At 62.8% G+C, this 20,864-nt stretch carries 20 protein-coding genes; 10 read left to right on the forward strand and 10 right to left on the reverse strand.

Translation table 11 applies throughout. The annotated features are described in order from the left end of the window. The first annotated feature begins 63 nt into the window (after positions 1 to 63). Positions 64 to 1,125 carry a glycine--tRNA ligase subunit alpha gene (locus NKI79_RS10510; protein ID WP_352801429.1) on the forward strand — a complete coding sequence of 354 codons (1,062 nt, stop codon included), beginning with the start codon at positions 64 to 66 and terminating at the stop codon, positions 1,123 to 1,125. Positions 1,126 to 1,571: 446 nt separating this feature from the next. Further along, on the forward strand, positions 1,572 to 4,334 hold the full coding sequence (locus tag NKI79_RS10515; protein ID WP_352801430.1) for a glycine--tRNA ligase subunit beta: 2,763 nt from the start codon (positions 1,572 to 1,574) through the stop codon (positions 4,332 to 4,334). 35 nt (positions 4,335 to 4,369) lie between these two features. Here the strand turns inward: NKI79_RS10515 and NKI79_RS10520 are convergent, their stop codons facing one another. Then, entirely contained in the window at positions 4,370 to 4,759 is a 390-nt protein-coding gene (locus NKI79_RS10520) for a hypothetical protein (RefSeq protein ID WP_352801431.1), read from the reverse strand. Between the two features lie 201 nt (positions 4,760 to 4,960). Between NKI79_RS10520 and NKI79_RS10525 the strand changes: the two genes are divergently transcribed. From NKI79_RS10525 to NKI79_RS10535, 3 genes are all read left to right on the forward strand, one after another. Beyond that, positions 4,961 to 5,950, forward strand: a complete 990-nt coding sequence (locus NKI79_RS10525; protein WP_352801432.1) for an L-threonylcarbamoyladenylate synthase — start codon at positions 4,961 to 4,963, stop codon at positions 5,948 to 5,950. Between the two features lie 9 nt (positions 5,951 to 5,959). Next, positions 5,960 to 7,390: an FAD-binding oxidoreductase gene (locus NKI79_RS10530; RefSeq protein ID WP_352801433.1), complete on the forward strand. Its 1,431-nt coding sequence runs from the start codon at positions 5,960 to 5,962 to the stop codon at positions 7,388 to 7,390. Positions 7,391 to 7,575: 185 nt separating this feature from the next. Continuing rightward, positions 7,576 to 8,142 carry a DUF6101 family protein gene (locus NKI79_RS10535; RefSeq protein ID WP_023674094.1) on the forward strand — a complete coding sequence of 189 codons (567 nt, stop codon included), beginning with the start codon at positions 7,576 to 7,578 and terminating at the stop codon, positions 8,140 to 8,142. On the opposite strand, the gene ubiA is transcribed toward NKI79_RS10535, so the two are convergent. Next, entirely contained in the window at positions 8,143 to 9,126 is a 984-nt protein-coding gene (ubiA, locus tag NKI79_RS10540; RefSeq protein ID WP_352801465.1) for a 4-hydroxybenzoate octaprenyltransferase, read from the reverse strand. It lies immediately after the preceding gene. 156 nt (positions 9,127 to 9,282) lie between these two features. On the opposite strand from ubiA, the gene purD reads away from it, so the two are divergent. Continuing rightward, a complete protein-coding gene (purD, locus tag NKI79_RS10545) occupies positions 9,283 to 10,560 on the forward strand; it encodes a phosphoribosylamine--glycine ligase (RefSeq protein ID WP_352801434.1) in 1,278 nt (425 codons plus the stop codon). Positions 10,561 to 10,581: 21 nt separating this feature from the next. Here purD and NKI79_RS10550 read toward each other — a convergent pair whose 3' ends face one another. Beyond that, positions 10,582 to 11,742, reverse strand: a complete 1,161-nt coding sequence (locus NKI79_RS10550) for a glycoside hydrolase family 25 protein (RefSeq protein ID WP_502909804.1) — start codon at positions 11,740 to 11,742, stop codon at positions 10,582 to 10,584. A 121-nt stretch (positions 11,743 to 11,863) separates the two neighbouring features. Then, a complete protein-coding gene (locus NKI79_RS10555) occupies positions 11,864 to 12,094 on the reverse strand; it encodes a hypothetical protein (RefSeq protein ID WP_352701618.1) in 231 nt (76 codons plus the stop codon). Positions 12,095 to 12,318: 224 nt separating this feature from the next. Here NKI79_RS10555 and NKI79_RS10560 point away from each other — a divergent pair, with 224 nt between their 5' ends. Further along, entirely contained in the window at positions 12,319 to 14,082 is a 1,764-nt protein-coding gene (locus tag NKI79_RS10560; protein WP_352801435.1) for an acyl-CoA dehydrogenase family protein, read from the forward strand. 53 nt (positions 14,083 to 14,135) lie between these two features. Next, positions 14,136 to 14,888, forward strand: coding sequence for a crotonase/enoyl-CoA hydratase family protein (locus tag NKI79_RS10565; RefSeq protein WP_352801436.1), 753 nt, complete (start codon positions 14,136 to 14,138; stop codon positions 14,886 to 14,888). Positions 14,889 to 14,960: 72 nt separating this feature from the next. On the opposite strand, the gene NKI79_RS10570 is transcribed toward NKI79_RS10565, so the two are convergent. From NKI79_RS10570 to pdxH, 3 genes are all read right to left on the reverse strand, one after another. Beyond that, complete coding sequence (locus NKI79_RS10570) at positions 14,961 to 15,260, reverse strand: hypothetical protein (RefSeq protein ID WP_352801437.1); 300 nt, start codon at positions 15,258 to 15,260, stop codon at positions 14,961 to 14,963. A 171-nt stretch (positions 15,261 to 15,431) separates the two neighbouring features. Further along, complete coding sequence (locus NKI79_RS10575; protein WP_352801438.1) at positions 15,432 to 15,725, reverse strand: type II toxin-antitoxin system RelE/ParE family toxin; 294 nt, start codon at positions 15,723 to 15,725, stop codon at positions 15,432 to 15,434. A 117-nt stretch (positions 15,726 to 15,842) separates the two neighbouring features. Then, positions 15,843 to 16,460 (reverse strand): pyridoxamine 5'-phosphate oxidase, encoded by a 618-nt coding sequence (pdxH, locus tag NKI79_RS10580; RefSeq protein WP_352463866.1) that lies wholly within the window; start codon positions 16,458 to 16,460, stop codon positions 15,843 to 15,845. A 39-nt stretch (positions 16,461 to 16,499) separates the two neighbouring features. On the opposite strand from pdxH, the gene NKI79_RS10585 reads away from it, so the two are divergent. Both NKI79_RS10585 and NKI79_RS10590 read left to right on the forward strand, forming a co-directional pair. Then, positions 16,500 to 16,961, forward strand: a complete 462-nt coding sequence (locus NKI79_RS10585) for an RT0821/Lpp0805 family surface protein (protein ID WP_352801439.1) — start codon at positions 16,500 to 16,502, stop codon at positions 16,959 to 16,961. Between the two features lie 100 nt (positions 16,962 to 17,061). Then, on the forward strand, positions 17,062 to 17,988 hold the full coding sequence (locus NKI79_RS10590; protein WP_254818426.1) for a DnaJ C-terminal domain-containing protein: 927 nt from the start codon (positions 17,062 to 17,064) through the stop codon (positions 17,986 to 17,988). Positions 17,989 to 18,134: 146 nt separating this feature from the next. Here NKI79_RS10590 and NKI79_RS10595 read toward each other — a convergent pair whose 3' ends face one another. The 3 genes from NKI79_RS10595 to NKI79_RS10605 form a co-directional block, all read right to left on the reverse strand. Then, complete coding sequence (locus NKI79_RS10595; RefSeq protein ID WP_352801440.1) at positions 18,135 to 18,692, reverse strand: hypothetical protein; 558 nt, start codon at positions 18,690 to 18,692, stop codon at positions 18,135 to 18,137. Continuing rightward, positions 18,685 to 20,061 carry a gluzincin family metallopeptidase gene (locus NKI79_RS10600; protein ID WP_352801441.1) on the reverse strand — a complete coding sequence of 459 codons (1,377 nt, stop codon included), beginning with the start codon at positions 20,059 to 20,061 and terminating at the stop codon, positions 18,685 to 18,687. Before NKI79_RS10600 ends, NKI79_RS10595 begins: the two co-directional genes overlap by 8 nt. Before the next feature lie 85 nt (positions 20,062 to 20,146). Continuing rightward, positions 20,147 to 20,815 (reverse strand): TfuA-like protein, encoded by a 669-nt coding sequence (locus NKI79_RS10605; protein WP_352801442.1) that lies wholly within the window; start codon positions 20,813 to 20,815, stop codon positions 20,147 to 20,149. Positions 20,816 to 20,864: the final 49 nt, after the last annotated feature.

The raw sequence follows: 20,864 nt of genomic DNA on the forward strand, positions 1-20,864 counted from the left end.
CCCATCGCCTTGACGGTCGCGGAGCGGCACTCTACGAGGTGCCGCATCCCGCCGGAGGCCGCCGTGACCATTGATATCCCTGCTCACATGCATCCCAGCCGCTCGTTCCAGGGGCTGATCCTGACTTTGCATAATTACTGGGCGGACTATGGCTGCGTCGTCCTCCAGCCTTACGACATGGAGGTCGGCGCCGGCACATTCCATCCGGCCACGACATTGCGCGCACTCGGCCCAAAACGCTGGAACGCCGCCTATGTCCAGCCCTCGCGCCGCCCCAAGGACGGCCGCTATGGCGAGAACCCGAACCGGCTGCAGCACTATTATCAGTACCAGGTGATCCTGAAGCCCAACCCGCCCAATCTGCAGGAGCTTTATCTCGGCTCGCTGGCGGCGATCGGCATCGATCCGCTGCTGCACGACATCCGGTTCGTCGAGGACGACTGGGAAAGCCCGACGCTGGGCGCCTGGGGGCTGGGCTGGGAGTGCTGGTGCGACGGCATGGAGGTGTCGCAGTTCACCTATTTCCAGCAGGTCTGCGGCATCGAATGCGCACCGGTAGCGGGCGAGCTCACTTACGGGCTGGAGCGGCTGGCCATGTATGTGCAGGGCGTCGACAATGTCTACGACCTCAATTTCAACGGCCGCGAAGGCGCCGACAAGGTGACCTATGGCGACGTCTTCCTGCAGGCCGAGCAGGAATATTCGCGCCACAATTTCGAGTTCGCCAACACCGCGATGCTGCTGCGTCATTTCGAAGACGCCGAAGCCGAGTGCAAGGCGCTGCTACAAGCCGGCGCGCCTGTCTCCCCCTTTAAGGGGGAGATGCCCGCGAAGCGGGCAGAGGCGGTCATCTCAGAAGGCGCCTCAAGTCAAGCATCGAGCACTGTGCGGGCGACCCCTCCCGGCCCGTCGGGCCACCGTCCTCTCAAGGGTGAGGGTTATCACCGCATGGTATTCCCCGCCTACGACCAGTGCATCAAGGCCAGCCACGTCTTCAACCTGCTCGACGCACGCGGCGTAATCTCGGTCACCGAGCGCCAGAGTTACATCTTGCGGGTGCGCAATCTGGCCAAGGCCTGCGGCGAGGCCTTTCTGCTGACCCAGGCGGGCGGAATGGCGGCTTAGCTCAAGGCGATTTCGGCAGGAGCGCTGATTGGCAACGTGCCTCGGCCGCTGGAACCGGCCATTGTCCGCAGCGCTTGCCTGACGCCCGGCATCGTGAACGTGCCATGGGCCTGCGCTGTAAAACAGGCGCTGAGCGCGAGGATCTGCAGGAATGTCGATGCCGTTTTCATGGTCGTCCAGCCAATAGCTCTCTGCCTGAGCGTTGGTCGCTTCAGCGCTGCGTTCGGTTCATGGAAATCTTTGATCCAAGGACGGGCGGACCGGTGCGTGTCCGACAGGCGGCTGAATTTTTTCGGAAATCGCCGTTGGACGCCTGATCGTGCTGGCCCGATCTTGCTGGGAAGGGTGACAGCAGCCGACCGAGTTGCTATGCCCCGCTTACCTCCGCCTCGATGGGGGAGGACGCCGCGAAGCGGCGGCTGTTTTTTGTCGCGTGAGCTCTTTCAATGCCTGACCTGCTTCTAGAACTTCGTTCCGAGGAAATCCCCGCGCGCATGCAGCGCAAGGCGGCCGGCGACCTGAAGAAGCTGCTGACCGACGGTCTGGTCGAAGCCGGGCTGACCTATGAGGCGGCGCGCGAATATTGGACGCCGCGCCGGCTGACGCTCGACATCCGCGGCCTGACCGCCCGCTCGAAGGACATCAGGGAGGAGATCAAGGGCCCCTCGACCAAGGCGCCCGAGCAGGCGGTGCAAGGTTTTCTGCGCAAGGCCGGCCTTGCCTCGATTGCCGACGCGCATGTTCATTCCGATCCGAAGAAGGGCGACTTCTATGTCGCCCATATTGCCAGGCCGGGCCGGCCGGCCGAGCAGATCATAGCCGACCTGGTGCCGGGCATCATCCGCAACTTCCCCTGGCCGAAATCGATGCGCTGGGGGCCGGCTTCGGCCAAGCCCGGCTCGCTGCGGTGGGTGCGGCCGCTGCAATCGATCCTGTGCACCTTCGGCCCAGAAACCGAGGAGCCGGTGGTGGTCGATTTCGAGATTGACGGCATCCGCTCGGGCAATATCACCTACGGCCACCGTTTTCATGCGCCGGGCGCCATCACGGTGCGCCGCTTCGACGATTATGTCGCCAAGCTTGAGGCGGCCAAGGTCGTGCTCGATGCCGACAGGCGCAAGGAGATCATTCTTGCCGATGCCAGGAACCTCGCCTTCGCCAGCGGGCTCGACCTCGTCGAGGACGAGGGGCTGCTGGAGGAAGTGTCGGGCCTGGTCGAATGGCCTGTCGTGCTGATGGGCGAATTCGAGCAGGATTTTCTGACCATTCCGGCCGAGGTGATCCGGCTCACCATCCGCGCCAACCAGAAGTGTTTTGTGACGACGCGCCAAATCTCCCCCCTCGAGGGGGAGATGTCGCCGAAGGCGACAGAGGGGGTCGCCTCGCGTGGATCGGCGGCATCCCCTGTCCGCGATAGGGAGTCGCGTCAGGTCGTGCCGACCCCCTCTGGCCTGCCGGCCATCTCCCCCTCAAGAGGGGAGAGCAGCCAGTCGCCGCTCTCCAACCGCTTTATCCTGACCGCCAACATCGAGGCCAAGGACGGCGGCAAGGAGATTGCCCACGGCAACGGCAAGGTGGTGCGCGCGCGCCTGTCCGACGCGCTCTATTTCTGGAAAACCGACCAGGGCGACCTGCCGGATCTCGACCAGCTGCAGGCATCGGCTGAAAAGTTCGGGCTCGATCTGAACAAACCGCTTGACCAGCGCATGGCCCGCCTCGACCATCTCGGCGTCACCTTCCACGCCAAGCTCGGCACGCAGGGCGAGCGAGTGGAGCGCATCAAGCGGCTGGCGGAAGAACTGGCGCCGGTCGTGGTGCACGCAATCTCCCCCCTTGAGGGGGAGATGGCCGGCAGGCTAGAGAGGGTCGTCTCGCGTGAAGCGCCGGCATCCTTTGTCCACAATAGGGAGTCGCGTCAGGACGTGCCGACCCCCTCTGTCGCCTTCGGCGACATCTCCCCCTCAAGGGGGGAGATTACCGCGCTGGCGCGACGCGCCGCCATCCTGGCCAAGGCCGATCTCACCACCGAAGTCGTCGACGAATTCCCCGAGTTGCAGGGTCTCATGGGCCGCAAATACGCACTGCTGCAGGGCGAGCATCCCTCCGTTGCCGCCGCGATCGAGGAACACTACAAGCCGCAGGGACCGTCCGATCGCGTGCCGACCGATCCGGTGTCGGTTGCCGTGGCGCTCGCCGACAAACTCGATACGCTGGTCGGGTTCTGGGCCATTGACGAAAAGCCGACGGGATCGAAGGATCCCTACGCGCTCAGAAGAGCAGCACTGGGAGTGATCAGAATCTTGGTCGAGAATGAGGTCCGATTGGAGATTGCTATGCAGTTTATCCGTTCAGGGCGTCATCTAATGGCGCAACTGCTTCAAAAGGAGGCCGGCAAAGCCGAGGCTCCGCTTGCCCCCATGCGAGCAATGGAAGAACTGTCCGGAAAAGGCTTGTTGAGCCAACTGTCCAGCCTATCCGAACGCGCCTCTCAACTGATGTTTAGCGACGCCGATGTACCGCCTCAGGATTGGGAGATTGATCGCGCCCGCGACCTCCTGTCCTTCTTCCATGACCGACTAAAAGTCTATCTCCGCGACCAGGGTGCGCGGCATGATCTGATCGACGCGGTGTTGGCGGCAGGTTCGCGCCCAATCTCCCCCCTAGAGGGGGAGATGTCGGCGAAGCCGACAGAGGGGGGCGCTGTCCCGCTAGCCTCTCATTCTGTCGCGCCCCCCTCTGCCCTGCCGGGCATCTCCCCCTCTAGGGGGGAGATTGGCCTATCGCAAAACGACGATCTCCTGCAGATCGTCCGCCGTGTCGAGGCGCTCGGCTCCTTCCTCGACACCGAGGACGGCAAAAACCTGCTTGCCGGCACCAAGCGCGCGGCCAACATTGTGGCTGCCGAAGAGAAGAAGGGGACGGCCATCGCAAGCAGTGTTGAGCCGGCTCTGTTCCGGGAGAACGCCGAAAAAACCTTGTTCGCCGCGGTGAATCAGGCCGAGAGGCAAGCCGGCGAAGCAATTCAAAACGAGGACTTTTCCGCCGCCATGCTGGCGCTTAGCGTGTTGCGCGAGCCAGTTGATTCATTCTTTGAGAAAGTCCTGGTAAACGATGAGGACCAGGCGGTGCGCGCCAATCGCCTGGCATTGCTCGCCCGCATCCGCGCGGCGACGGACCGGGTCGCCGATTTCTCGAAAATAGCCGGCTGACATCCGCGAAAAAATCATCGCTTGTGCTTCAGGCGCTATTTGGGCTGATCGGGAGCTGCTAGCGGCGCAGGCTGCGGCGCGGCCGGCTCAGGGGTTTTGCTGGCGACCTTTGGATCGGCCTTGCTGTTCGCGGCGGGCGCGGCAGCGGTGGCCGGCGCGGCTTTGGGCGCGGGCGTTGCAAAGGCATCGCCGACGATACCGCCGCGAATGATCATCGGGCTTCCGTCGAAGCCATGACTCGGCTGGCTCGGGATTGCCGCGACCTTTTCATCGGTGACGTTTTCATTGACGTCAGGCAACTTCTCGCCGAGCGCGACGATCGACGGTGTTTTCGCCCGTTCGAGGGCGCTGGCACTTACCACCGACGGCGTTCTAGTCGTCTGCCCGACAAAAACGAGCGATGAAGCCTGCGCCGTGCCGGCCATAACCGCCAGGCCAAGCGCGCCAACGATACGCATCGAAAGCATGATAGTTCCCCTTGTCCAAGAAGACGGCACCCTAGCCGAGGGCAATTGATGCCGGCTTGCGAGGAAACATAGCATTTTAGCGATTTGCGATTCGCCGACGCCTGGGCTTGCCCGCCCGGCGTCGCCGTATTAGGCACCCGCATCTGTGAGGTGACGACAGTGGCTGAAATTCGTGCCGTGGGCGAGGCGATGGAAAGGGCGTTGGCGCTGCTCGAGAGCGGCGATGTCGTCGCCATCCCGACCGAGACCGTCTATGGGCTGGCCGGCGACGCGACCAACGGCGTTGCCGTGGCTCGTATCTTCGAAGCCAAGGGCCGACCTCGCTTCAACCCGCTGATCGCCCATGTTGCCGATCCGGCGAGGGCCGAGCGCATCGCGCTGTTCGACCCGCTGTCGGAAAGATTGGCGCAGGCATTCTGGCCGGGGCCGCTGACGCTCGTGCTACCGCAACGGCCCGGCAACGGCATTCATCCGCTGGTCACCGCAGGGCTGGACACCATCGCGCTGCGCATGCCGAAAGGCTTTGGCGGCGAGCTGATCGCCAGGTTCGGTCGCGCGCTGGCGGCGCCCAGCGCCAATTCCTCGGGCAGGATCAGCGCCACGACGGCGGAAGCCGTGGCCGCCGATCTCGGCCCCAGGATCAAGCTGGTGGTCGATGGCGGCGCGACGCCGGTCGGGCTGGAATCGACCATCCTCAAGGTCGAAGCTGGAAAGCTGCGGCTGTTGCGGCCGGGCGGTATTGCCGCCGAAGAGATCGAAGCGGTCGCCGGGGTGAAGTTGCTGCGCGGCGCTTCGGCCATCGAGGCGCCCGGCATGCTCGCCTCGCACTATGCACCAGGTGCGGCGGTGCGGCTCAATGCTGCGGAGGTCGCACCGGGCGAAGCCCTGCTGGCCTTCGGCCGCAGCCGTGCCGAAGGCTGGCGCGATGCAGCCGCACTGCGCAATTTGTCGGAGACCGGCGACCTGCGCGAGGCAGCGAGCAATCTCTTCGCCCATCTGCAGGATCTCGATCGCAGCGGCGCCAAAACCATCGCTGTCGAGCCGATCCCGTTCGACGGCTTGGGCGAGGCGATCAACGACAGGCTTTCGCGCGCCGCCGCCCCGCGTGACAAGATTGCCCCTCGTGACAAGATGGATTGGGCACCATAGTTTCCACCCATGAACGACATTTCCCCCGACCTCGACCCCGCAGTCGTCGCGCGCTTTGCGACAATCGTCGGCGACAAATATGCGCTGCGCGACCAGCAGGACATCGCACCTTATCTCACCGAGCGGCGCGGACTTTGGCATGGCAGGACGGCGCTGGTGCTGAGGCCGGGGACCGTCGAGGAGGTCAGCCGCATCATGCGGCTGGCGACCGAAACCGGCACGCCCATCGTGCCGCAAAGCGGCAACACCGGGCTGGTCGGTGCCCAGGTGCCCGACGCTTCCGGCCGCGAGATCGTGCTGTCGCTGTCGCGGCTGAACCGCATCCGCGAGATCGATACCCTGTCAAACACGGTGACGGTCGAAACCGGCGTCATCCTGCAGACGCTGCAGGAAGCGGCCGATGCCGCCGACCGGCTGTTTCCGCTGTCGCTTGCCGCGCAAGGTTCCTGCCAGATCGGCGGCAATCTCTCCTCCAACGCCGGCGGCACCGGCGTGCTTGCCTACGGCAATGCGCGCGAGCTCTGCCTCGGCGTCGAAGTGGTGCTGCCGACCGGCGAAGTGTTCGACGATCTGCGCAAGCTGAAAAAGGACAATACCGGTTACGATTTGAAGAACCTGTTCGTCGGCGCGGAAGGCACGCTCGGCATCATCACCGCCGCCGTGCTTAAGCTTTTCCCCAAGCCGAAGGGGCGCGAGGTGGCGTTTGCCGGCCTGTCATCGCCGCAGGCGGCACTGTCGCTGTTCAGCCTGGCGATGGATCGTGCCGGTGCAGCGCTCACCGCCTTCGAACTGATCGGCCAGAGGCCCTACGACTTTACGCTTGCCCACGCGCAAGGCGTGGTGCGGCCGCTGGCCGGCGATTGGCCGTGGTATGTGCTGATGCAGATCTCGTCGGGCCGTTCGGCCGACGATGCAAGAGCCCTGATCGAGGAGGTGCTGGAGGCAGGCCTCGAGCAAGGCATCGTCGGCGATGCGGTGATCGCGGCAAGCATTGCCCAGGGCGACGCGTTCTGGAGTTTCCGCGAGGTGCTGCCCGAGGCGCAGAAACCGGAAGGTGCCTCGATCAAGCACGACATCTCGGTGCCGGTTGCGTCAATTCCGCCATTCATCGAAAAGGCCGCCGGCGCTGTGCAGTCGGTCAGTCCCGGCGCACGCGTCGTCTGCTTCGGCCACATGGGCGACGGCAATCTGCACTACAACATCTCCCGACCGGTCGACGGCGATGACGAGGCGTTTCTCGGCCTTTACCACGTCATGAACAAGGCCGTGCACGACGTCGTGCGCTCGTTTCATGGCTCGATCTCAGCCGAGCACGGCATCGGCCAGTTAAAGCGGGACGAATTGATCGCGACGGCACCGCCGATGGCGATCGAACTGATGCGCAGGGTGAAGGCCGCGTTCGACCCGGCCGGCATCATGAATCCCGGTAAGGTTATCTGATCCTTTCGCCGGTCTGCGCCGGTTCGCAATCCGATAACCATCCGCCCCGGATCAGCAAAATTTAACCGACTTTCTTAAGCGCGAGGATAAGAAGCTCGCGCTAATGTTTCTCCACAACGAGGCTGGGAAAACCGGCCCGGAGAACCGGAAACACCGGCTCTCAGGAGAAACAGGAAAGGCACGACATGAACACTGGACTGAAGCCAGTCTGGGCCGGGCGCAACATGCGCCTTGATCCATTCCGCCTGCCGCAGGTGGTGAGCTACGCGACTCGCGACGACTATGGCGACGTTACCTTCACCATCGACCAGCGCGGCGCGGTTATCCGCCGCACGCTGGAGATGAGCGGCGTGCCGGCGATCATCGCTCTGCCCGCCAACGCGTTTCGCGGCGTCGCCGCCCGCGCCATGGAGGATCCGGATGGCAATGTCACAGTGACGCTCGAGCTTCTGCACAACGACCCGATGCTGTCGGTGCCGCTGCTGGTCGCCGACGATCTCGATGACGTCGCCGCCGACTGGCGCGCCTGGGCCGACGCCTACCGCCTGCCCATGCTGCTGATCGAGGCCGACGGCATTGCCCGCACGCTGGAAGAATCGCTTGGCGCCGCCATCAAGGCGCTGCCGGCGCAGGACCGCCGCAAGGGTCGCGTCTCGACCATGCGCCGCCCGCGCTTCCTCGCCCGCCGCCGCGCCGGCGATCTCGGCCTCAGGCTGGTCATCGGCGGCGAGGAGCTTATTTCGCGGGAGTAGCTAAACCAGCGGCTTCAGCGTCACCCAGGCCGCGCCGCCGATCAGGCCGAGGAAGATCAGCCAGCCGACCTGGTTGTTCGATCTGAACAGCCTCAGGCACTGGTCCGGATCGTCGATGTCGAGCACGGCGATCTGCCGCGCCATATGCGCGCCGGCGGCGATCAGCCCGGCGAGCGCCGGCACCGGTGCCTGCGCCGAGGCAAAGGCAATGGCGAAGCAGACCAGCGCTCCGCCATAAAGCCCGGCCAGCCAGGCTTTGGTGTTATCGCCGAACAGGCGCGCCGTCGAGCGCACGCCGACGATGGCGTCGTCTTCCTTGTCCTGATGCGCATAGATCGTGTCGTAGCCGATCACCCACAGAATCGAGCCGATGTAGAGCATAATTGGCGGCCCATCAAGATCGCCGAACTCGACCGCCCATCCCATCAGCGCTCCCCAGGAAAAGGCAAGGCCGAGTACCAGTTGCGGCCAATGGGTGTATCGCTTCATGAAAGGATAGATGGCGACGATGACCAGCGAGCCGATGCCCAGCGAGATGGCAAAGCTGTTGAACTGCAAAAGCACGGCGAGGCCGACCAGTGCCTGCAGGACAACAAACATCCAGGCCTGTCGGCGCGTGACCTTGCCGGCCGGCAGCGGCCGCGAGCGCGTGCGTTCCACCTGGTTGTCGATGTCCTCGTCGACCAGGTCGTTGTAGGTGCAGCCGGCGCCACGCATGGCGAACGCACCGAGAAAAAACAGCAGCAGGTACCACGGCGACGGCAGCAGCGAGAGCAGCGGATCCGTCGGACGCGGATAGGCGCTCGCGGCAAGTGCAGCCGACCACCAGCATGGCCACAGCAGCAATTGCCAGCCGATCGGCCGGTCCCACCGGGCAAGCTGCGCATAGGGCCACAACCGCCGCGGCAGCGCGCGATAGACCCAGTGGCCGCTCGGCGCATCGGCGACGCGGCCCTGGGCCGCTTTCGACTGGACGGTTTCCATTTTGCTGAAGTGGCAGCAGAGGCGAATGCCGTCAAGCGTCAAGCAGCCCCCGCGCGCTCGCCACGGGCAATCGGCGCTTCGGCAGCCAAATGTCTTGACCCGTCGGGCGCGGCGCAATAGCGCAGTCCTGGTCTTGGAATGACGAGGAATCTGGGCATGCGTGTTTTACTGATCGGCTCCGGCGGACGAGAACATGCGCTGGCATGGAAGATGGCGGCGTCACCGCTGCTGACCAAACTCTATGCGGTGCCCGGCAATCCGGGGATCGGGCGCGAAGCCGAGCTGGTGAGGTTCGATATTGCGGATCACACGGCGGTGGCCCGGTTTTGCCGCGAGAATGAAATAGACCTCGTCGTGGTCGGGCCGGAAGGGCCGCTGGTCGCCGGCATTGCCGACGACCTGCGCGCCGAGGGCATTCGCGTCTTCGGCCCGTCAAAGGCGGCGGCACGGCTGGAAGGATCAAAGGGTTTCACCAAAGACCTCTGCGCCAAATACGGCGTCCCGACCGCCGCCTATGGCCGCTTCGGCGATCTGGCTTCGGCCAGGGCGTATGTCGAGAAGACAGGTGCGCCGATCGTCATCAAGGCCGACGGCCTAGCTGCCGGCAAGGGCGTCACCGTCGCCATGACGCTTGACGAGGCGCGGACCGCGCTCGACGTCTGTTTTGACGGCTCCTTCGGCCAAGCCGGCGCGGAAGTGGTGGTAGAGGAGTTTCTCATCGGCGAAGAAGCAAGTTTCTTCTGCCTGTGCGACGGCACCACCGCGCTGCCCTTTGGCACGGCGCAGGACCATAAGCGCCTCAGTGACGGCGACACCGGCCCGAACACCGGCGGCATGGGCGCCTATTCGCCGGCACCAGTGATGACGCCGGAGATGATCGACCGAACCATGCGCGAGATCGTCGAGCCGACCATGCGCGGCATGGCTGAAACAGGCGCTCCGTTTTCCGGCGTGCTGTTCGCCGGCCTGATGATTACTGACAAGGGGCCGAAGCTGATCGAATACAACACCCGTTTCGGCGACCCGGAATGCCAGGTCCTGATGATGCGGCTGAAGGACGATCTGCTCGTCCTGCTCAACGCCGCCGCTGACGGCCAACTGGCGCACACCTCGGTGCGCTGGCGCGACGACGCGGCGCTCACCGTGGTGATGGCGGCCAGGGGTTATCCCGGAGCGCCGGAAAAGGGCTCGGTCATCCGCGGCGTAGAGGCGGCGGCGGGCAAGGGCGTCGAGATATTTCATGCCGGCACCGCGATAAACGGCGGCGCACTCGTCGCCAATGGCGGTCGCGTGCTCAACATCACGGCGACCGGCCGCACCGTCGGCGAGGCGCAGAAGAAGGCTTACGCCGCGCTCGACCGGATCGACTGGCCGCAAGGCTTTTGCCGCCGTGACATTGGCTGGCTGGCACTGGCGCGCGAGCAGTCGAAGTGACGCTTCAGGCGGCCTCCGGCTTCAGTGCAGGCCGCGGTAGAATTCGGTCGAGACGGTGCTGACCGCACCGGCGGCGGAGACAATTCCAGGGTCCGATGCCGCACGCTTTTCGTTTCGCGTCCAGGCGACATATTCGGCAATCCCGCGGGGAAGGCTCGGCGCCGTCTTGGCCGTAGGCATTTGAAGACCGCTGCTGAATTTGGCCAAGCGCGTTCTAAATACCGCGACCAGTTGCTCGAGGCTCGGGGGTGCTGCCACGGTGGCGTAGGTCATGGCAGTGCCGGCGAGCCCCGCCTCGCGTGAGAGCGGCACCGGTATCAAGGCGAGATAATCCGGCTGCACGTCGATCAGGCCGCCGAACGGCCACTGCGCGCGCAATTCCGTCGCGTTCATCGGCGCGACGCTGACGTCGATATCGTTGGGTGTGCCCGCGACCCGGTAGGGACAGCGGAATCGGCCGCAATTTGCTCGCGCCGAAAACTGCCAGAGCGCATACCCCTGCCAGTTGCCCATCGGAAAATGCAGACCGATGTCTGGCTTGTAGCGCGCATACCACAGCGGCAGCCGGGACAGGAGCGGGTATTTATACTTGTTGTCGGCGATATGCCTGGCTGTCGTGCCGTTGGTGTAGAGCACCGGAAAGCGGCCAACCCGACGATGCACATGGCGCACGAATTCCTCGGCATCCTCGAGCGACATCCATTGGGTGGGATCATCGTCCTCGATATCGAGGGCAAGCAGGTCATCCGGCCCGGGTTTCACGAAATTGATGAAATTATTGGCCTGTCCCACGGGGTTGCCGGGGCGGGCGAGATGATAGGCACCCCATTTCAGGCCCAGTGCCCTGGCCACCACCTTGCGCGTCTGGAACAGTTCCTGTGCCATCGCATGGCGTTTCCAGAGCGTCTTGCACAGCCGCAGCTCGGTCTCGTCTCCGAAACAGAAATAGGGTGGCGGCATTCCGTCCGATGCCTTGTTGATGAAGCCGACAAGACGCTTGTCGGCGGCTAGCCGGGTCCAGTCGATGGAATTGTATTCGTAGGCGTCGACGACCAGTGCCCGGTCCGCATCCTTCCAAGGTTCGGAGAAATCCGAGGCCTTTGCCGGCGTCAGCGCCAGGGTCATCGCCGCCGCGACAAGGAGAAGCGCTGAGCGGACAAGGGGGCGCGCCGGCGTTTTCAAGCAGCAGATCCTTGCTGGCCAAAGCCAAATCCTGAACCGCCATGGTTAAGGAAATGCTCTCGATCGCGGCCCGGGGACGCCACGGCTCGGACAGCTTCTCCGTCGATGGTTTTGATGGTCGTCAATGTCGAGAGCGGGTTTGAAACGGGTCGGGCGCCGGCACTTGCGACAGCGTTCCTGCCGTCTCGCGCTTACGGTGATGGGCGAGCGAGCATTGCGGCGAGCACAATATGCCGCGATCAGACCAATAGGCTGCTCCGTTCTCCATCTTACCTTCGTGATAGCAAAAACCGGTCGCCCGGTAGGGCAGGCCGCATTCGATGCAGCGATAGGCGTCAGGTCTGGCGAGCACGGGCGGTCCGATCCGGTATTACTGATTCCGCCGGTCGAACTTATCCCGGCTTTTGGCGAATTTAGCCTGCGTCGCAGCAATTGGCAAAATCCGCGTGACAAAGTTTGACGTTTACGTAAAAAGAAGCTCGCCAGGGAAGCCGAAAGCAGATGATTTTGCCTCGGCACGGGTCTTAAGTAGACCTTCCGGACTGAGGGCGGCCGGACGGAGGAGGAGCGAGCGCCATGTATCGGGCACCGGTCGAGGAAATCGCCTTCACCCTGAAGCATGTCGCCGGCTTGAAGCCGGCGCTCGATGCCGGCACCTTTGGCGAACTCGGCGAGGACCTCGTCGACGCCATTCTGGCCGAGGCCGGCCGCTTCGCCAGCGAAGAGGTGGCGCCGCTTTACACGATCGGCGACCGGCACGGCGCGGTGCTCAAAGGCGCTGCCGTCACTACCCCGCCCGGCTGGAAAGAACTTTATCGCCGCTGGATCGGCGGTGGCTGGAATGCGCTGTCGGCGCCGGAAGCGTATGGCGGCCAGGCGCTGCCGGCCATGCTCGGCGTCGCCGCGCTTGAAATGTGGAACTCCGCCTCGATGGCGTTCGGCATCGCCCCGACGCTGACCATGGGCGCGGTCGAAGCACTCGACAAGCATGGCTCGCAGGCGCTCAAGGCCAAATATCTGGAAAAACTGGTCTCCGGCGAATGGATGGGCACCATGAACCTGACCGAACCGCAGGCAGGCTCGGACCTGAATGCCTTGCGAACCCGCGCCGAACCGGCCGGCGACGGCACCTACCGCATCTTCGGGCAAAAGATATTCATCACCTATGGCGAGCACGATTTCACCGACAACATCATCCATCTGGTGCTGGCGCGGCTGCTGGACGCACCGCCCGGCACGCGCGGCCTGTCTTTGTTCCTGGTACCGAAATTCCTGGTCGGCGACGATGGCGCGCTGGGCGCACGCAACGACGTCTTCTGCTCCGGGCTGGAGCACAAATTGGGCATCCATGCTTCGCCGACCTGTACGATGATCTATGGCGATGGCTTCGAAGGCGCTACGCCCGGCGCGATCGGCTGGCTGGTCGGCGAGGAGAACAAGGGCCTCGCCTGCATGTTCACCATGATGAACAACGCGCGCCTTGCCGTCGGCATGCAGGGCGTGGCGGTCGCCGAGGCGGCGATGCAAAAGGCGCTCGCCTATGCAAACGACCGCCGGCAAGGCAAGGCGGCGAGCTATCGCGGTGCCGGCATGGCGCCGATCGTGCATCACCCCGACATCCAGCGCAGTCTTCTGACCATGAAGGCGCTGACCCAGATTGCCCGCGCCATCTGCTATTCCTGCGCCCACGCCATCGATCTCGCGTCGCGGAGCGAGGATGCAAAGCACTGGCAGGAGCGCGCCAATCTCTTGACGCCGCCGGCCAAGGCGTTTTCCACCGATGTTGGCGTCGAGGTCGCCTCGCTTGGGCTGCAGGTGCATGGCGGCATGGGATTCATCGAGGAGACAGGGGCAGCGGCGCTTTATCGTGACGCGCGCATTGCACCCATTTACGAAGGCACCAATGGCATCCAGGCGATCGATCTGGTGACGCGCAAGCTGCCGCTCGGCGGCGGTCAGCATGTGCATGGCTACATCGCTGAGCTCAAGGCCGTCGCCGATGCGGTGCGAGCGTCGAACCTTGAAGGCTTTGGCCGCACCGCCGATCGCCTCGACCAGGCGCTTGATGACCTGTCACAGGCGAGCCGTTCCCTGCAAGACCTGCAGGCCGAAGGCCGTCCGGACGAGGCGTTGGCGGGCGCCACACCTTATCTCAGGCTGATCTCGCTTGCTGCCGGCGGCGCCTATCTGGCGCGCGGCGCGCTTGCCGACCAAAGCCGCATCGCGCTGTGTCGGTTCTTCGCCGAGAACCTGCTTGGCGAAGTGGGCGCGCTCAAGGAGCGCGTCGTCGGCGGCGCCGACAGCCTTGCCGTTGCCGGCAAAGCGCTGATTTCAGCCTGACGTTCGCACGCGCCGAAATTCACAAAGGCCCGAAATTCACAAAGGACCAATCCGTGACAGACCACATCCTCGTCGAACGCCGGGGTGCCATCCAGATCATCCGCATCAATCGTCCGGACAAGAAGAACGCCCTGACCCGCGCCATGTACGCCACGATGTCGGCGGCTCTTGCCGACGGCGACGCCGATCCGGCAATCCGCGTCCATGTCTTTCTCGGCGTGCCCGGTGCTTTCTCGTCCGGTAACGACCTTGCCGATTTCATGGTCGTCGCCTCGGGCGGCGAAGGCGGTACCGAAGTCTGGGATTTCCTGATGGCGCTGGCCAAAGCGGAGAAGCCGATGGTTTCCGGCGTCGACGGCATTGCGGTCGGTATCGGCACCACGCTCAACCTGCATTGCGACCTGACCTTCGCCACGCCGCGCACAATGTTCCGGACGCCCTTCGTCGATCTCGGCCTTGTGCCGGAGGCAGGATCGAGCCTGCTCGCACCGCAGATCCTCGGCCGGCAAGGCGCCTTCGCGCTGCTTGGCCTCGGCGAGGGCTTTTCGGCCGAGCGCGCCAAGGCCGCCGGGCTGATCTACGAGGTGGTCGAGGAAGAGGCACTCGAAGCATCGGTATTGGCGGCGGCGGGCCAAGTCGCTGCCAAACCGCCGCAAGCGCTAAGGATCGCGCGCGACCTGATGCGCGGCTCGCGCGACGAGCTTGTCGAACGCATAGGCAAGGAAAGCCAGCATTTCCGCGAGCGGCTCACATCCGATGAGGCCCGCGCCGCCTTGACGGCCTTCATGACCAGGAAAAAGGCCTAGACCATCTGGCCTTGTCTCGCATCGTGGACCCGCCGGCAGCAACCGGCGGGCGGTTTCGCCATGCTCTCTTTGTCACATCGCCATTTTTTTACATTCGGCCTGGGCCTTTGCCGAAGACGTGTCGATCATGAATGTCTTGCCCTTGGCGTCGGTCATCAACATCATGCAATGCTTGATCGGTTTCGCCATTTTCATCATTTCGGCGCTCATCTTCGCGTCGGGCATCATGGTGCCCATATGCCCATCGGGCATGATCGCCATGACCTCCCCACCCTTCATCATCGTCATTGTCCCCATCGCGTCCTCCGCAAAGGCTTGCGAAGCGAAAAAGCCGGCAAGACCGGCCATCGTGACCAACCTGAGTGAATGCATTGCTTCCTCCTGAATTTGCGCCAGCGGCGCGTTGAGCCCTTTCCTGGTTCGTTCCGGCACGCTGGAACGTTTCACGCACACGAGATCGTGATCGTGGGAATTGGAAACGCCAGGTCTCTATAGCCCGGCATGGGTCGCGCAGGAGCCTGATCTCCTGCGTCTCGATGCGACTTACATGGTCTGCGGCCAGCGCTGCGCGGCGTGCATGACGGTGAGGATTTCGACAGTTTCGCCGTCGATGCGACAAGGGACGACATACGGCACATCGACCAAGACGAGTTCCCGTGTCCCCTTGATGCGCCCGATGCGCCCCATCGCCGGCTGTTCGGTGAGATGTTCCGCCGCCGTTACGATACGCGCAATGGTCCTCGCGGCCGCCTCGGGATTGTCCTTCTCAACATGCGTGCCGATTTCATCAAGCCGCCGCAACGCCCGCTTGGTCCAGCGGATTCGCTTATGGCTCATGCCTGGCGGGTGGATTTAACGTATTTTCTAACGACAGCCTCTACGTCGCTGGCACCCGCAAAATCGCCTTGCGAGGAGTGAACCAAAGTGGTTCGTCAAGGATTGCCGCATCGTCCTCTACGGATAAAGCCTAACCTTGTCCCAGCCGCCCTCGGCGTTGCGCGAAAAGACGACACGGTCGTGCAGCCGGAACGGACGGTCGTGCCAGAACTCGATCGTCTGCGGCACGATGCGGAAGCCCGACCAGTGTTTTGGCCGCGGGATGTCGCCGATCGCGTGGCGCGCCGTATATTCGGCGACCGCCTTTTCCAGCGCGAAGCGGCTTTCCAGCGGCCGCGACTGCTTGGAGGCCCACGCGCCGATGCGGCTGCCGCGCGGGCGCGTCGCGTAATAGGCATCGGCTTCGGCGTCGGTGACGATCTCCACCGGGCCGCGCGCCCGCACCTGTCGGCGCAGCGATTTCCAATGGAAGCACATTGCCGCTTTCATGCTGCCCAGGATCTCGCGGCCCTTGGCGCTCTCGAAGTTCGTGTAGAAGACAAAGCCGCCCTCGTCGAAGCCCTTGAGCAGCACCATGCGCACATTCGGCATGCCCTCGGCGTCGACCGTCGCCAGCGCCACGCTGTTGGGGTCGTTGATCTCGCTCTTCGTCGCGTCGTCGAGCCACGCCGCAAAAAGCCGGAACGGTTCCGCCGCCTCGGTAAAGTCACTGCTTGTTAACCCGGTTTCGCTCATAGTTTTCTCAAATTTATCGCCGGCTGGGGAGATTGCCGATTGTCGCGTATCGCGCGAGCTTTTGACAGTGGGCAATGGAGCGTTATCGCTTCGGCCAGCGCCAAAGCCATGATCGTGACAATCATCCTGCCGCTTACCGCCTGTGGCGGGGGCGGCTTCAGTCTGGAGCAGACGGAGGTCGACCGCTCGATACTGACCTCGAGCACGCCGGCCTCGGTCACGCCGCTCGATCAGGACCGCGCCTCCGACCAGGCCACGATCCGCAACGCCGTGTCCTCCGCCGACGTTGAGCAACTGGCCGGGCAGGCCGTTCCGTGGGCAAATGCCGATACCGGCTCGCGCGGCTCCATCACCGAGCTCGCGGAATTCAGGGCTAACGGCGAGACATGCCGTCGCTTCACCGCTTCACGCGAGAGCTTCGACGGCGTCGCGCTGTTCAAAGGCGAAGTATGCCTGGCCGGCGGCAGCGCCTGGCGAATGCAGGATTTCAAGGCGCTCTGATTTTCCGCCGGAGACATAGTGGTAAGCCACTGGAATTTCTTCCTATGCAAGCGCATATAGGAGGCGATCATGGAACCACTCCTTCTCCAGGGCAGTAAGCATGCGCGATCCCTATGAGGTGCTGGGCGTTGCCAAGAACGCATCGGCCAAGGACATAAAATCGGCGTACCGGAAGCTCGCCAAGAAGTACCATCCGGACCAGAATCCGGATCCCAAGGCAAAGGAGCGTTTTGCCGCCGCCAACCAGGCTTACGAGATCGTCGGTGACGAGAAGAACAGAGCGGCTTTCGATCGCGGTGAGATCGACGCCGAAGGCAAACCGCGGTTCCAGGGGTTCGAAGGCGCGACTGGCGGCGCCGATCCTTTCGCCGGTTTCCGCCGGCAGCAAGGGCCGGGCGGCGCGCATTTCGAATTCCGCACCGGCCGTCCCGGCGGTGATCCGTTCGACGGCAACAGCGACATCTTCAGCCAGATCTTCGGCGATGCTTTCAGCCAGCAGCGCGGAGCCGGCATGGGCGCCGGCCGCCGGATGCCGACCGCAGCCGACCTCAACGTCACGCTGGACGTCACTATCGAGGAGGCCGCAACCGCCCAGAAGGTGACGGCGATGTTCCCCGACGGCCGCAAGGTGGCGGTCAAGCTGCCGGCCTATGTCGAGGACGGCCAAACCATCCGGTTGAAAGGCCAGGGTGAGCAAGGACCGGGGCAGCCGGGCGATGCACTGGTCAAGATCCGTTTCCGCCGGCACCCGCGCTACCGCGTCGAGGGCCGCGACCTGCATGTCGACCTGCCGGTGGAACTGGCCGATGCGGTGCATGGCGCCAAAGTGGCGGTCGAAACCCCGACCGGCAGGATTGCGGTCAATGTTCCCCCTTGGTCGAGCTCGGACAAGGTTCTGCGGCTGAAGGGAAGGGGCTTGCCGGAAAAGGCCGGCGGTCACGGCGATCTCTACGCGCATGTGCGACTGATGCTGCCGGAAGGCGGCGACGCCGAGCTCGAGGCGCTGATGCGCCGGCGAAAGAGCTGACGGTCGAAAAGGCCGGCGCTGATATCATGTGTGAAACGCGGACATGAGTGGTTTCATGCCGTCGATTATCGACAGGACACGAGCAACCAGCGCCACTGGGGTAGCCGACCACAACTCGCGATCGGTCATGCGCGCACTCGCGTCTATCAGTCGCCGAGTCTTCCCCCGCGGTGCCCCATCATCATCCGGGAAGCATACATCGTGGGCGAGCGCTTGCCGGGCAGATTTGCATCGAGAACGATCTGTTCGACGAACCCCTGGTTCATTTCGAATTCCACGCACTCATCAAGCTTGTCGACGATCCAGAGAAGATAATTGTCTGCTGAATTTCGGTCGTTAGGGTCAGCTTTCTTATCAAATCCGCAGTCGTCAATAGGTATGGGTTGAGGTGCGGCAGGAATAAGCATGATTTTTGGCTTTGGAAGGTCATAGCAATGACCTTCATACGAATAACCCACGATGATGCCGCATGATAGGGGCGCTTCCTGTTTCACCATTTCGTTAAGTGAAATTACGCTTGAAATTACAATTAATCCGAACTTTCGTATGTCCAAAGATATTTGTGTTGCATATCCAATACCATCTGGAAATATACTAGAGCTTTTAGCTATTAAATTGGCTACTTGACCATCTGTAAGCTTACCTTTTTGGCTAATATATTGGAATTGCTCTTTAATCTTTTCATTGTTACTGAGGTCATCCATTGTAGATTTTACGGCTATATCGAATTGATCCCCCGAAATGCTTTTCTCCTCTCCGGGGAGCAATAATTCGCTTCCGTTTGGGGAAATACCATAGAGTCTGACCTGAGTTGCATTGTACGCGCTCTGTGGGAAGGTTAGTGTGGGCCTTTGACAGTCGGCACTCATTTCCGCGCTCCTCTATCCGTTGCTTCATAAAATTTCCCGCCATCTGAAGTTCTCTTCGAAGCTTGCCGCTATCGCCGGGCGGATGCGTTCGGACACTTCGATGATGGTGGAGGCTGCGACTGCGAATGTGAGATGATCGGCATCGAGGCGCGTCCACGCGCGCGAGCGAAAGCGCGACATCGTCGCGCGCCTTGATTAGCTCGGTCTTGAAGAGGAACGGACGGGCCCGGAATGCATCGCCCGTGAAGTTAGAGATGTTCTGCATGTCGGCCTCGCCAACCTGTCTGATGTCGAAGCGAAGCAGGCGCTCGTCGGCGAGGCCCTGCCCCACCAGGCCGGCGTGGTAGAGATCGACCAGGGTATCGAACACCGCTCCCGTGAATGGCCGAGACCTGTCATGAATCTCTTCGGTCACTTCCGTCATCTTGCGTGAGTTACTGGCAAGGCGGATCTGGCGGTCGCCCGTCAATTCGGCGATGCGGTTGAGCTCGTTGAGGACAAGCAGGTTTGCCTGGCTATGCCGTAACAATCGATCCATCCCGCTGTCGAAATGCAGGAACGAAAGCAGCGAAATAAGATCGGCGTTGGCTTCGTGGAACGGCCCGAAGTCGCCGTCCTGCAGGCCTTTCATGGGCATCCCGAAGAGAGAAAAGAGTATGGAGTGACCTATTTCATGCGCGATCACGTCGAAGTTGAGAGCGTACGGATGGCCGTGCCCGTCGGCTCCGCGCTCGCGGCCAAGCTCCAGATAGCCATACCCCGATTGCGCATTCTCCCAGTCAATCCAGGGAATGATCTCAAGCCGCTCGTATGTTTCGGCGAAGTACCAGATAATCGGTTTGCCCAGATAGCTTTCCCAGATGTCGAGCACCCGGCTCGCAGCCGCGAACGCATGGGCTGCCAGGAACTGACGCGACTGAAGAGAGAGCTGGTCGAAATGACCATCAAAGCCGGGTTCGGCTGGTGGAAAATACGCGCCGACGAAGGGCGGCAGGTAGGGATATTCGTACGGCTGCTTGTCCAGCACGGGATCACGCACGTATATACGATGATCCTCCGGGCCCGCATGGATCAAACCAGGCGATGTTGAAATCCAGACCACCTCGGGTTTCTCGTAACCAGAAACGTAAGGCGCTTGTGGATATAGCAGGAAGCGTGTTCCAGCCGACATCCCCGCCCGACCGGCGACATCGAGCGCGTTCAACTGCGCGGCCCCTCTCATAGTCGGCGACACTAGCACGAAGCCTGCACTTCGTAAATTGCACCAGGTATCACCGGCAACTCTGTCGTCAGATTGCTAAGCCGGCGTCCTCCAAATCTTGGGCAAACGCGACCGTCATTCTGAAACTCTTCAATTCCGCCGGCACGAATGCATTTTCGTGCATGAGTTGCATAGCTGACAGTGCGTCGCGTTTCTTTTGCTGAACGAAAGCCCCTGCGAGAATTTGCCGGCAGGCTTCGATATCATGGTCACCGGCTTCCGGTAATGCCTCGCGGACCATTCGCGACAGCGTACGTTCCCTAAAATTGAGGTTCCGGGCCGCGTTCTCAAGCTTTCCTGACAAATCGGTGGAGATCAGGTTCCGCCTCAAAGCGGCGCGGATGGTCATTCGCAAATCAACCAAAGCGTGCGTTAATGGCGAAAAATTCACCGCCTTCGGACCGTACAGCACTGCCACTGCGTCATCAGGCAGGAAAGCAAAGCGGCGGTACCATCGATAGATAAGGCCAACGCCGTGCATGTACGGGTAAAGCTCGGCGGCTCGCAGGGCTCCCATGCTTCCAGCACCAATCACCGGGATGGCCTGGCTGATCGCCCACAGTATTTCCTTGTGCCTCACTGCCGGCTCAGCCTGGAAAGCGCCGTCTATGATGACAATTGCAGCCGGGTCATAACGCTGCACCGCGGCTATGATCGAGCCTTGCACCGCAGGTGCCAGGCAGATAACGTCGGCCACCTGCTGTGCCTCTGGATGCGGTAGCGTGGGGCCGGTGAAAACGAGCCGA

This window comes from Mesorhizobium sp. M0340 (genome assembly GCF_040321535.1).
Classification (GTDB): domain Bacteria; phylum Pseudomonadota; class Alphaproteobacteria; order Rhizobiales; family Rhizobiaceae; genus Mesorhizobium.